The following is an 11,967-nucleotide window of genomic DNA, read 5'->3' as shown; positions in this document are numbered from 1 at the left end:
GCCGGCCGGCGTTCTACTCCTTCATGCGGACGTTGAGCTCCAGCTTCCAACGTCCGGAGCCACCTTTCTCCAGGCACCGCAGCTCCAGCGTCCCCACCTCCGTCACCGCGGCCTGCAGGTTGACGGGCGTCAGGTCGCCAAAGGCCGCGGCCTGTCCGGGCATGGTGGTCTCGATGGGGGCCAGCTCCTCCATCTCCCCCTTGGCCAGCTCGTCCGCCACGTCATCCACCATGACGCCGACCTTGTCGTCGCGCCGCACGGAGGAGGAGAAGAAGCGGAAGCTGGTGGGCTCGCCGGTGACGAGGCCGAACTCCTGCGGCGGCACATCCGCCTGCGTGCCTTCCTCCATGCCGAAGGGCGCCACGCACAGCGCCTTCACTGGAGGCTCGAAGCCGGGCACCGCGGGCATCGCCGACTCCACGCCCACGTAGTACGCGCGGGCCGTGCCGCCGCGGATGCGCAGGCCGTTGCCCTGGCGCACCCAGCCGTAATACGCCGCGCCGCGCGCCACCGCGAGGTCCAGGTCCGCGCCCTCCAGCTCCTTCGCCGGCTGGCCCCCGTCCGCCTTCAGCCACAGGTTGAGCACCTCCATGACGCGCGCCTTGAGCGGGCCCGCCTTGAAGACGCCCCCGTTGAAGAGCACCGCCGTCGGGTGGAGGAAGGACTTGCCCTCCACGTCCACCGGCGCGTCGTGGCTCGCCGCCAGCGCCTGGGCCTGCCGCGTGAGGAAGGCCGCCAGGTGTCGGGAGACGCCCGCGTCCTGCGCGTAGGGCAGCGCCATCTGCGCCAGGCCCATGCGCCGCGCGGTGCGGGGCAGCTCCGCCAGGGGCGTCACGGGGAAGAAGCCGTCGGTGAGGACGCGGTCCAGCTCCTCGCGCGTCAGCTCCGTGCGCAGCGTGCCACCGATGAGGGACGAGCCCCGGCCGGGGATGGAGATGGGGACCTGGTCCAGCGAGGTGTCGCCGTACAGCGTCTCCTTCGCCTGCCGGCAGCCGTAGGTGAGGGCGTTGAACTGCCACGGGTCCAGCTTCTTGCCGTCGGCGGCCAAGCGCTGGTTGAGCGTGTGCGCCAGCGCCAGGTCCATGTTGTCGCCGCCCAGCAGGATGTGGTCGCCCACCGCCACGCGCAGCAGCTCCACCTCGCCGCCGCTGTCGCGCACGGTGATGACGGAGAAGTCGGACGTGCCGCCGCCCACGTCGACGACGAGGATGACCTCGCCCGGCTTCACCTGCTGCCGGAAGTTCTCCCCCATCGCCTCCAGCCACGCGTACAGCGCGGCCTGCGGCTCCTCGAGCAGGGTGAGGTGTTCGATTCCCGCCGCCTTCGCGGCCTCGAGTGTCAGCTCGCGCGCCGCCGCATCGAAGGACGCGGGGACGGTGACGATGACGTCCTGGGTGGCCAGCGCGTTGCCCGACTCGTCGTCCCCCTGGGCGAACGTCGAGTCCCACGCCTCCTTGAGGTGGCGCAGGAAGCGCGCGGACGCGTCCAGCGGGGACACGCGCTGCACGTCCGCCGGGGCCTGCCAAGGCAGGAGCGCCGAGCGCCGGTCCACGCCGGGGTGGGACAGCCAGCTCTTGGGCGACGACACCAGCCGGGTGGGGACCTTGGCCCCGTGGGAGCGGGCGAACTCACCGATGATGGAGGTGGCGTCCTTGTTCCACGGCAGCGCGAGGCTGCCCTGGGGAAACTCCTGGGCGGAGGGCAGATAGAGGAAGGAGGGCAACAGCGGGCGCGCTTCCAGCGTGCCGGGCGCCGTCAGCTGGGGAATCGGCAACATCGACTGCGCGCGTCCCCGGGCCTTGCTGTCCTCGAGGTTGAAGTACGACACCGCGGAGTGCGTGGTGCCAAGGTCGATGCCGATGGAATAGCGGGCCATATCGGGCTTGAACTCCTTGAAGGCTCCCTTTTGTCCGGTCTGCGTGTCCGCCGAGCGACGCTCAGGCGAGCTCGACTTCCGCTGGAGCGAGCACTCGCGGGTCCATGGCGGGGCTCACGACCGGAAACTTCACTTCCGACGTCACCCACCCGTGGTGGCGCAGCGTGCCGGTGTGGGGAGGCTGTCCCGTCACGTTGCCAATGAGGCGGATGCGCTGGGCATCGAAGGACACGGGCACCGTGACTTGCTCCCCCTCCGACTGGGGGAGCACCGGCTTGAGGGTGAAGTACTGGCCCACCACCTTGCGGCACCCCTCATGGACGGTGCGGCAGGCGGCGCCCACCTCGGCGTCCGAGAAGGCGGCCACGTTCTCCTGGAGGAAGTCCACCAGCCGACCTTCCCTTTGGAGCATGGCCAGCAGGGCCAGGGCGCTGGCGTGCTCCCGCTCGGGCGGCAGGGCAGGGGGCGGCGGGGGGGCCTTCTCCACCGTGGGAGTGGGCGCCGGGGTGCCAGAGGGGAGGAGGTTCAGCTGCCCGGCGTCGTAGGCCCGGCTGGCGGGCAGCACGGCTCGAGCGAAGTCACCGGACACGAGGCAGCGCCAGAAGCAGAGCCAGGCGAGCCAGAAGCGCGCGAAGAACGACAGCGAGGCAGACGGGTCAGTCATCGACTCCGGATAACAAAGCCCGCCTGCTTTGCAATTCGGCAGTTGCCCGAAATGCCCCCAAATGCAAAGGGCCTCACGGTTTCCCGTGAGGCCCTTCGTTTTCAACATGGTGGAGGTGGACGGGATCGAACCGACGACCTTCGCATTGCGAACGCGACGCTCTCCCAACTGAGCTACACCCCCATTACGGGCCCTGCGCGCTGCGCCCCGGCGTTTGGGCCGCCGAGGTGAACGGGCTAGTACCGGACCCCTTTCTTGCTGTCAAGCGCAAGCCTTCGCAACTCATCCGTGCGATTGACGTGCCGCGCAGCGGATGCCATAAAAACCCTTCTTCTCAGGCGTACCCTTCCCGCCCGGTGTCCCTCCCCCCGGTAATGTCTACCTCCCCTTCAAAGACGTTGAGCCCGGCCGAGCTCGCGAAGCTCGAACACGCGTTCGCTTCAGATCCTTCGTCCGCCGCCTATAAGCCCTTGGCTGAAGCGTACCTGAGCATGGGTCGCTTCATGGAGGCGATGGTCGTCTGCAAGAAGGGCGTGAAGGCGCATCCCAACGCCGCGGACCCGCGCATCCTTCTGGCCCGTGTCTATGCCGACCAGGGCAAGGACAAGAAGGCCCTGGAAGAGGCGCTCGGCGCGCTCCAGGTCCAGCCCGAGGACAAGGCCGCGCTTCGGCTGGCGGGTGCCCTCCAGCTCAAGACGGGCGAAGCCGAGCCCGGCAAGGCGAACCTCCTCAAGGCGTACAGCGTGGATCCGGGAGACCCGGACACCGTCACGCTGCTCCAGCAGCACAAGATTGACCCGCCGCGGCCCGCCGCGCCCGCGCCCGTCGCGGCGCCTCCGGTGCTGGCTCCGTCCGCCACCCAGCAGTCCGCGTCCGCCCTGGCGAGTGTCGCGGCCACGGAGGCCCAGGCTCCCGCGGCGCCCACGCCGAAGCCCGCGTCGACTCCACGCGCACCCTCGGGCCCATCCGCCCAGGCTCGCACGGAGGCGCCCCGCGCGCCCGCGCCCCAGCCCCGCCGCCCGCAGCAGCAGGTGGTGGTGGAAGAGGTGGAGGACGACGAGGACGACGAGTCTCCTCGTGGACGTCAGGCGCACCGGCAGGGTGGAGGCCGCGGCAAGTGGGTGACGGTGGCGCTGGTGGCGGCGCTGGCGCTCTTCATCCCCGGTTACGTGATGTACACCCGGCACACGCGCAACGTCGCCCGTGAGCTGAAGAAGAACCTGGAGGTCGCCGCCGAGCTGCTCAAGCGCGACTCCTTCGACAGCTACAAGAAGGCGTGCGAGGCGGCCGACAAGGCGCTGGAGGTGAACTCCGACTCCGGCCTGGCCCATGGTTACCTGGCGTACGCCTACGCCATCCGCTGGGGTGAGCACGGCGGTGGTGACGACGCGCGCCGTCGCGCCGAGGAGCACCTGGCCGCGGGCATGAAGGCGGGCGACGTCAGCTCGCACCTCATCGCGGCCGAGGCGCTCGTCCAGACGTACGGTGGCAAGGGCAAGGACGCGCTGGGCAAGCTGGAGGAGAAGGTGCGGGCGCTGGACTCCCAGGGCCGCTCCAGCTCGCTGCTCTACCTGACGCTGGGCCTCATCCAGATGAACGCGGGCGACCTGGACCGCGCGCGGGACACCCTGGAGCGCGCGCAGACGCTGGCGCCGGACGACCCGCGCGTCTACTCCGGCCTGGGCGCCGCCTACCGCCGGCTGGGCCAGGACAACACCGCCTGGAAGAACTACGACCTGGCGCTGCGCTACGAGAAGGACCACCCGGAGTCGCTGCTGGGCCGCTCCCTGCTGATGCTGGAGCAGGACGAGCCCAACTTCGGCCTGGTGCACACCATGCTCAAGAAGCTCCTGGAGTCGGAGCCGCCGCCGTCGCCCCGTCAGCTGGCCGCCGCGCACCTGGCGCGCTCGCTCCTGGTCAGCCGCGTGTCCGCCGAGCTGCAGGAGCTGAAGCCGGACGTGCAGCAGAAGCTGGTGGAGGCCACCGCGGTGCCGCTGGAGAAGGACAAGGCGCGCGCGGAGATGCTCAAGAGCGAGGAGACGGGCTTCTCGCTCGACAAGCAGAACCCGGAGCTGCACCTCATCAAGGGCCGCAGGCTCCTGGCCGAGGGCAACTTCGAGCAGGCCGCCGAGGAGATTCGCAAGGCCATCCGCGTGGACGCCTCGCGCGCCCAGTTCCACGTCGAGCTGGCCAAGGCCCTCATGGGCAAGCAGGGCGGCGAGAAGGAAGCCGCCGAGGCGCTCCAGACGGCCCTCAAGACGATGGGCGACAGCCCCAAGCTGGTGGTCATGCTGGGCAACGCCCTGCGCCGCCAGGGCAAGCTGGATGACGCCCTGACGCAGTACCAGCGCGCCGTGAAGGACCCGAAGGCGAAGAACCCGGAGGCCCGGCTGGCCATGGGCACCATCTACCGGGAGCGCTCCGATTGGACGAAGGCGCAGGAGCAACTGGAGAAGGCGAGCCAGGAGTTCGTCGGTCAGCCCGAGCGGTCCGCCGTGGCGCTCACCGAGCTGGCGCGCGTCTTCCAGGGCAAGGGCGACGCGGCGAAGGCGGACGAGACGTACCAGCGCGCCCTCAACGCCGACGAGGCCTTCACCCCGGCGTACTACTACTACGCCACGCTGCTCTCGAAGGACGCCAAGCAGGGTCCGAAGGCGAAGATGCTGGCGCAGGAGTACCTCAAGCGCGAGCCGAGCGGAGAGCACGCCAACGCCGCTCGCTCCCTCTCCGGAGGGTGAGCGCTTCCGACCCCGTCATCGGGGTCGGACAAGCGGGGCTGATGCGCGCGGGCAGCACGGCGCGCATCGTGCCCGCGGGCCTGGGTTGAAGGGACTCGTGCCCGAGGCTATGCCCCAGGTGTTTGCCTTCCCACGACTGTCAGGACACGAAGACGCGAGCCCGCTCCAGCGAAGGATGCCGGGCGGCCGGCCGTTCGCCGGCGCGGCGTCGCGGTGACGTGTCCTTGCCCACCCCCCGGTGGTGCCTGTATGGGAGGGCCGTCAACGCGTCGGCAGTGCCCCTGTCACGCTCTCCCCTGGAGTCCGCTTGAGCGCGCGTGCCGAGTCCATGTCCACGACCGCGTCCGACCTGATCTCCCTGATGAAGCCGAGGCTGTCGAGCCTCGTCCTCATCACCACGGCGGGCGGCATGTGGCTGGCGCCCGGCCACCTGGCCACGGGCGGCGCCCTGGTGACGCTGCTGGCCACGGCCGGCACGGTAGGCGCGGCCAACGCGCTCAACTGCTACTGGGAGCGCCACAGCGACCGGTTCATGGCGCGGACGCAGAACCGGCCGCTGCCCTCCGGGCGGATGGAGCCGGCGGTGGCGCTGTGGTTCGGCATCTCCCTGGCGGCCGTGTCCCTGCCGGCGCTCGCGCTGGGGGCCAACGTGCTGACGGCGGCCCTGGGCCTGCTGGCGCTGCTCAGCTACGTGCTGGCGTACACGCCGCTCAAGGCGCGCACCTCGGCGGCCATGCTGGTGGGCGCGGTGCCTGGGGCGCTGCCTCCGCTGATGGGCTGGACGGCGGTGACGGACCGGCTGGACGCGGGCGGCTTCTCGCTCTTCGCCATCCTCTTCCTGTGGCAGATGCCGCACTTCATCGCCATCGCCCTGTTCCGCAAGGAGGAGTACGCGGCGGCGGGCCTCAAGTCGGTGCCCCTGGAGCGCGGGGATGAGTCCAGCCGCGCGCAGATTGTCCTCTACCTGGTGGCGCTGGTACCCATGACGCTGCTCCCCTTCCAGCTCCACATCGCCGGCTCCTGGTACCTGGCGGCGGCGGTGGCGCTGGGCCTGAGCTTCCTGGGCCTGGGAGCGTGGGGGTTCTTCCGGCGACTCGGGAAGCCCTGGGCGCGGCAGGCGTTCTTCTTCTCGTTGATCTATCTTACCGGACTGTTCGCGGCGCTGAGCCTGGACCGCGTACCCCGCGGCTAGCGCGGGGGTGCCGGCGGGACACACCGCCCATGCCTGATACCTCGGTCTCCACCCCTCCGGTTCCGCTGCTCCACCTCGAGGGGCTGACCCGACGTTTCAAGGACCGCGTCGCCGTGGACGGTTTGACGCTGTCCGTGCGTCCCGGCGAAATCCTGGGCCTCCTGGGCCCCAACGGCGCGGGCAAGTCCACCACCTTCCAGATTCTGGCGGGCCTCCTGGCCCCCGACTCGGGGCAGGTGCGCTTCGCCGGGCGCGAGCTGTCGCTGAGCGACCCGGCCCTGCGCAGGCAGATGGGCATCATCTTCCAGCGGGGCAGCCTGGATGACCTGCTGACGGCGCGGGAGAACCTGATGCTGGGGGCCCGGCTGTACGGGCTGACGGGAGAGCGGGCGCGCGAGCGGGTGGAGTCGATGCTGACGCTCATCGGCCTGGCGGACCGCGGGGACGAGCGGGTGGGCACCTGGTCCGGAGGCATGCGCCGCAGGCTGGAGCTGGCGCGGGCGCTGGTGCACCAGCCGCGCGTGGTGCTGATGGACGAGCCCACACAGGGCCTGGACGAGGCGGCCTTCCGCACGTTCTGGGCGCACCTGAAGCGGCTGCGCGACGCGGAGGGCATCACCGTGCTGCTGACCACGCACCGGGCCGACGAGGCGGAGGTCTGCGACAGGCTGGCGGTGCTCGACGCGGGCAAGCTGGTGGCGTGTGACACGCCGGCCGCGCTGGCCTCGCGCATGGGCGGGGACATCCTCACCGTGGAGGCGTCCGAGCCCGAGGCGCTGGCGCGCGAGGTGCGCGAGAAGCTGGGCGTGGACGCGAAGGTGGTGGAGGGGAAGGTGCAGGTGGAAGCGCGGCAGGGGCATGCGCTGGTGCCTCGGCTGGTGGAGGCCTTTCCAGCGGGCAGGTTGTCGTCCGTCTCGTTGCGCCGGCCCACGCTGGCGGACGTGTTCCTCCAGCTCACCGGGCGCGCGCTGGGCGCCGATGTGCCGGCCGCGGACCCCGCGCCGAGGAAACGCCGATGACCGCCGAACTCTCCACCGCGCATCCCCCCGCCGTGACTGCTTCCGCGCCGGCTCCGTCCGTGCCTGGGACGCTCGCGTTGCAGTGGGCGACGGTGCGCGTGTTGATGGCGCGCGACGTGGTGCGCTTCTTCCGTCAGCCCAGCCGCGTCGTCGGAGCGCTGGCGCAGCCCATCCTGTTCTGGTTCGTCATCGGCTCGGGCTTCGCGGGCTCGTTCCGCGTCGAGGGCGCGCAGGGGCTGGGCTACCAGCAGTTCTTCTTCCCGGGCGTCGTCACCATGGTGCTCTTGTTCAGCGCCATCTTCGCGACGATTACCGTCATCGAGGACCGGCGTGAGGGCTTCCTCCAGGCGGTGCTCGCCGGGCCGGGCTCGCGGCTGGCGGTGGTGCTGGGCAAGGCGCTGGGTTCGTCGGCCATCGCGCTGATGCAGGCGTCGCTGTTCCTGCTGCTGGCGCCGCTGGCGGGCGTGAGCGCGGCCACCGTCAACCTGCCGCTGCTCTTCGCGGTGATGGTGCTGTCGGCGCTGGCGCTGACGGGCATGGGCATGTCGCTGGCGTGGTGGGTGCGCTCCAGCGCGGGCTACCACGCGGTGATGAGCATCGTCCTCCTGCCCATGTGGGTGTTGTCCGGGGCGATGTTTCCGCTCAAGGGCGCGGGGACGTGGCTGTCGTGGGTGATGGTCGTCAATCCCATGCGCTTCTCCGTGGAGGGCGTGCGGCGGGCGCTGTACGGCGCGGAGGCGTCGGTGGTGGTGGGCTCGCCCCTGTCCGGGACGGGGCTGGAGGTGCCGGTGCTGCTCGCGTTCGCGACGGTGTTCCTGGGATTGGCCGCGGTGAGCGTCAGCCGCCGCGAATAGCGCGGACGGGCCGTTGGACAGCTTCGCGTCCTTTGACTACGAGGGGACGCGGACGATGTACACGGTTCACCGAGGAGACTGCACGATGACGCTGCGCACGCTCGGCCTGTCGATGCTGGGAGCCGCGGGGCTGCTGGCCCTGCCCGCTTGCAAGAAGGAGGAGGCTCCCGCCACTCCGCCACCCACCACCCAGGCGCCGCCTCCATCCGCGGCCCGCGCGACGGAGCCAGGCGCCGAGCACGCGGCGACGCCGATTCAAGCGCCCGAAGGCCAGGGGAACGAACAGGGAAAGGTCGCCGCGCCCGCGGGCAACGGCGTGGTGAAGGGGGCTGTGACTTTCACGGGCACGCCTCCCGCCGCGGCGGACCTGCCGCCCAACACCGACCCGGCTTGCGAAGGGCGCGGTGCGAAGGACGAGGCGGTGCTGGTGAAGGACGGCAAGCTCCAGAACGTGCTGGTGCGCGTGAAGGGGACCGTGGCCGGGGCTCCCGCCGCGCCGAGCACTCCCGTGACGGTGGACCAGACGAAGTGCACGTATGTGCCTCGCGTCCAGGGCGCGGTGGCGGGGCAGTCGGTCGTCTTCAAGAACAGCGACGGCACGCTGCACAACGTGCGCGGTGTGGTGGGGACGAAGTCGGCCTTCAACGTCGCGCAGCCGCCCTCGGGGGCTCCGGTGCAGAAGCCCGTGCCTCCGGCGGATGACGTGCTGAAGCTCAAGTGCGACGTGCACCCGTGGATGACGGCGTACGTGGTGAGCAACCCGAACCCGTACTTCGCCACGACGGGCGCGGATGGCGCCTTCACGCTCCAGGGGCTGCCCGCGGGCACGTACACCGTGGAGGCGTGGCACGAGACGCTCGGGACGAAGACGACCGAAGTCACGGTGAAGGACGGTGCTCCAGCCGAGGTCTCCTTCGTGTTCTCCGCCGAGGACACGTCCGCGAAGAAGTAGGCCCACGCCTGTCTCCGCGATGCGGGCCTGAATCCAGGCCCGTGTCGCGTGCTGTCGAGGCAGCCGCCGCGAAGAAGGAGCCCCGGGCCTTCGTGCGGGAGTCTGCTCCCCTGAAGTGGTCCCGACTACGCCGCCGTCCGCTCGATGGCGCCTGGGGGCCCGGCCTTCTTCACCGTGAAGCCCACGCGCGCGCCTCCGCCGTCGCGATTCTCCGCGAAGGTCTCCCCGCCGTGAGCCCGCGCGATGCGCTGCACCAGCGCGAGCCCCAGACCCAGGGAGCCCGCCTCGCGCGCCTCGCCGCCCCGGTCCTTCCGGTAGAAGGGCTGGAAGATGCGAGTCTCCTCGCCCGGCTGCAGTCCAGGTCCCCGGTCCTCGACGCAGAACGCGAGGTGCTCTCCCTGCTCCTGCACTCGCAGCATCTCCACGCCGCCGCCATGCCGCCGGGCGTTGTCCAGCAGGTTGGCCAGCGCGCGCCCCAGCAGCGTCGCGTCTCCCACCAGCCCCGCCTCCGGCGCATTCACGTCGAGCAGCTCCACCGCGAGCCCCGCGCGCTCCAACGCCTGTGTCGCCAGCGTGCGCCCATCCAGCACCCGAGGCGTGAGCTGACCGAAGTCCAGCCGTGAGCTGGCGAGCAGCTCGCCCACCAACGCGTCCAGCTCCACCACCTCGCGGTCCACCTGGTCCAGCGTCTTGGGATTGCCGCCGCCGTCGCGCAGCAGCTCCGTCAGCACGCGCAGTCGCGCCAGGGGCGTGCGCAGCTCATGGGACACCGCCGCGAGCAGCTCGCGCTGGTCCGCCACCTGCTTCTCGATGCGCCCCGCCATGTGATTGAAGGCGACGGCCAGCACGGTGAACTCCCCCGTCGCATGAGGAAGCACCTCCGCGCGCGCGTTGAGCCGCCCCGCGCCCAGCGCCTCGGTGGCCTGTACCAACGCATCCACGGGCTTGGCCAGCCTGCGCGCCATCTTCCCGGACGCCATCCACAGCATGAGGCACGCCGCGAGCAACGGCAGCATCACCTTCACCGGAGTCTTGCCGCGCGCGAGCCCGTTGCAGACGCGCACCTGTCCCAGCGTCGTGCCTTCGCGCATGACGGGGAGGGTGAACTCGGCGTGCTTGCACAGCCCACCCGCCAGCACGAGCAGCTTGCCGCTCGCGTCCGTCACCTCCACTTCGATGTCCAGGTCCTTCGCGAAGGACTGCGCCAGGGCGTCTCGCCGCGCCGGCTCGCTCCACACCTCCTCGAAGCGGTGGCTCGCGAAGTCCTTCAGCCGCATCATCTCCTGCTTCCACGTGTTGCCGCCCACCAGGCTGAACACCGTGGCCACCACGACGCCCGTCATGAAGATGCTCAGGCCGAACCACAGGAACAGCCGCCGGTGCAGGCGGGAGCGCACGAAGTGCCCCAGCCGGCTCATGCCCCAGTAGTGGTGCCGCCAGTGCGCGCGTTGCTGGCGCTTCCAGTGGTGCCGCGCGCGGCGGTGATGCGCCTCCCACGCTTCCCTCGAGAAGGGACCTCGGCGGGGGCCCTTCGCCTCCTCGCCCTCGTCCTTGTCCGCCTGGGTCCACTCCCCCTCGGGCGGGCACGCGCTTTCTCGCTCTCCCTGCAACCACCGGGCGATGTCCTCGGCGGCGTCCGAGTCCGGGCCGGCCCAGGGCTCGCACACGTCCTTCGGATTCCAGGGCCCTCGGCCTCGCTTTCCGTCGCGGCCGGCCATCAGAGCCCCTCTTTGGCGAAGACGTAGCCCACGCCGCGCACCGTCTTGATGAGTCGGGCGCCCACGTCGCCCAGCTTCTGGCGCAGGTGGGAGATGTGCACGTCCACCGTGCGCTCGCCCACCACCGTGTCGCTGCGGCCGGCTTCACCCAGCAGCGCGTCGCGGGGGATGACCCGCCCGGCCCGGCGCACCAGCGCCACCAGCAGGTCGAACTCCAGGCCCGTGAGGTCCACCAGCTTTCCCTCCGCGCGCACCTCGCGCCCGGCGACGTCGATGGACAGGCCGCCCGCCTCCAGCCGGTCCGCCACGGACGAGGGCTGCGAGCGACGCAGCACCGCGCGCAGGCGGGCCAGGAGCTCCCGGGGACTGAAGGGCTTGGGCAGGTAGTCGTCCGCGCCCAGCTCCAGCCCCACCACGCGGTCCGTCTCGTCTCCCTTCGCGGTGAGCATGACGACGGGGATGCGGCTCTTGGCGCGGATGCGCTTGCACACCTCCAGGCCGTCCATGCCCGGCATCATCACGTCCAGCAGCACCGCGTCGTAGGCGCTGGCCTCCAGCGCGGCGAGCCCTCGCCCGCCGTCGGCGGCATGGGTGACGTTGACGCCGTTTTGCCCCAGGTACTGCGCGAGCAGTTCATAGAGGCGGGAATCGTCGTCGATGAGCAGGACTCGAGTGGACATGGACGGAGTGGAGTCTAGCGCGGCCCCGGCGCGGGGGCCTGGACCGTTGAAGAAGGCGGTGACTCGGACCGCGCGGAGGCGGCCGAGGGAGGCGTGGCTGGATGGGCCCATGAGCCTCGGGAGTCCCAGCGCTCAGACCACTCGCCCGCCTGACAGTGGCGACGGTGGCGGGCGACGCTGGCGAAGCCGGAGGCATAACCTCCGAAGGTTCCCAGGGCGAGCAGGACGATGAGCAGGCGACGGCGCATGATGGCGTTCCTCGTTTCTTTCCGGA

At 70.8% G+C, this 11,967-nt stretch carries 10 protein-coding genes and 1 tRNA gene; 5 read left to right on the top strand and 6 right to left on the bottom strand.

The window, feature by feature from the left end; translation table 11 throughout:
• Positions 1 to 13: 13 nt before the first annotated feature.
• The 3 genes from LZ199_RS05560 to LZ199_RS05550 all read right to left on the bottom strand — a co-directional run bounded on the left by LZ199_RS05560 (position 14) and on the right by LZ199_RS05550 (position 2,723).
• Positions 14 to 1,876 (bottom strand): Hsp70 family protein, encoded by a 1,863-nt coding sequence (locus tag LZ199_RS05560; RefSeq protein ID WP_253992600.1) that lies wholly within the window; start codon positions 1,874 to 1,876, stop codon positions 14 to 16.
• Positions 1,877 to 1,937: 61 nt separating this feature from the next.
• Positions 1,938 to 2,540: a DUF2760 domain-containing protein gene (locus tag LZ199_RS05555; RefSeq protein WP_253992599.1), complete on the bottom strand. Its 603-nt coding sequence runs from the start codon at positions 2,538 to 2,540 to the stop codon at positions 1,938 to 1,940.
• A 107-nt stretch (positions 2,541 to 2,647) separates the two neighbouring features.
• Positions 2,648 to 2,723: transfer RNA gene (locus tag LZ199_RS05550), tRNA-Ala, on the bottom strand.
• Between the two features lie 308 nt (positions 2,724 to 3,031).
• Here LZ199_RS05550 and LZ199_RS05545 point away from each other — a divergent pair.
• The 5 genes from LZ199_RS05545 (at position 3,032) to LZ199_RS05525 (ending at position 9,295) form a co-directional block, all read left to right on the top strand.
• Entirely contained in the window at positions 3,032 to 5,278 is a 2,247-nt protein-coding gene (locus tag LZ199_RS05545) for a tetratricopeptide repeat protein (RefSeq protein WP_253992598.1), read from the top strand.
• A gap of 307 nt (positions 5,279 to 5,585) precedes the next feature.
• Complete coding sequence (gene cyoE, locus LZ199_RS05540; RefSeq protein WP_253992597.1) at positions 5,586 to 6,470, top strand: heme o synthase; 885 nt, start codon at positions 5,586 to 5,588, stop codon at positions 6,468 to 6,470.
• Positions 6,471 to 6,499: 29 nt separating this feature from the next.
• Positions 6,500 to 7,489 carry an ABC transporter ATP-binding protein gene (locus tag LZ199_RS05535; RefSeq protein ID WP_253992596.1) on the top strand — a complete coding sequence of 330 codons (990 nt, stop codon included), beginning with the start codon at positions 6,500 to 6,502 and terminating at the stop codon, positions 7,487 to 7,489.
• Positions 7,486 to 8,343, top strand: a complete 858-nt coding sequence (locus tag LZ199_RS05530; protein ID WP_253992595.1) for an ABC transporter permease — start codon at positions 7,486 to 7,488, stop codon at positions 8,341 to 8,343. Before LZ199_RS05535 ends, LZ199_RS05530 begins: the two co-directional genes overlap by 4 nt.
• A gap of 85 nt (positions 8,344 to 8,428) precedes the next feature.
• Positions 8,429 to 9,295 (top strand): carboxypeptidase regulatory-like domain-containing protein, encoded by an 867-nt coding sequence (locus LZ199_RS05525; RefSeq protein ID WP_253992594.1) that lies wholly within the window; start codon positions 8,429 to 8,431, stop codon positions 9,293 to 9,295.
• Between the two features lie 125 nt (positions 9,296 to 9,420).
• On the opposite strand, the gene LZ199_RS05520 is transcribed toward LZ199_RS05525, so the two are convergent.
• The 3 genes from LZ199_RS05520 to LZ199_RS05510 are packed head-to-tail and all read right to left on the bottom strand — an operon-like array spanning position 9,421 to position 11,941.
• Positions 9,421 to 11,013, bottom strand: a complete 1,593-nt coding sequence (locus LZ199_RS05520; RefSeq protein ID WP_253992593.1) for a sensor histidine kinase — start codon at positions 11,011 to 11,013, stop codon at positions 9,421 to 9,423.
• A complete protein-coding gene (locus LZ199_RS05515) occupies positions 11,013 to 11,693 on the bottom strand; it encodes a response regulator transcription factor (protein WP_253992592.1) in 681 nt (226 codons plus the stop codon). Before LZ199_RS05515 ends, LZ199_RS05520 begins: the two co-directional genes overlap by 1 nt.
• A 14-nt stretch (positions 11,694 to 11,707) precedes the next feature.
• Positions 11,708 to 11,941: a hypothetical protein gene (locus tag LZ199_RS05510; RefSeq protein WP_253992591.1), complete on the bottom strand. Its 234-nt coding sequence runs from the start codon at positions 11,939 to 11,941 to the stop codon at positions 11,708 to 11,710.
• Positions 11,942 to 11,967 lie beyond the last annotated feature (26 nt).

The organism is Myxococcus qinghaiensis, from assembly GCF_024198215.1.
Taxonomy (GTDB): Bacteria; Myxococcota; Myxococcia; order Myxococcales; family Myxococcaceae; genus Myxococcus; species Myxococcus qinghaiensis.
This window is presented reverse-complemented; position numbering and strand designations above follow the sequence as displayed.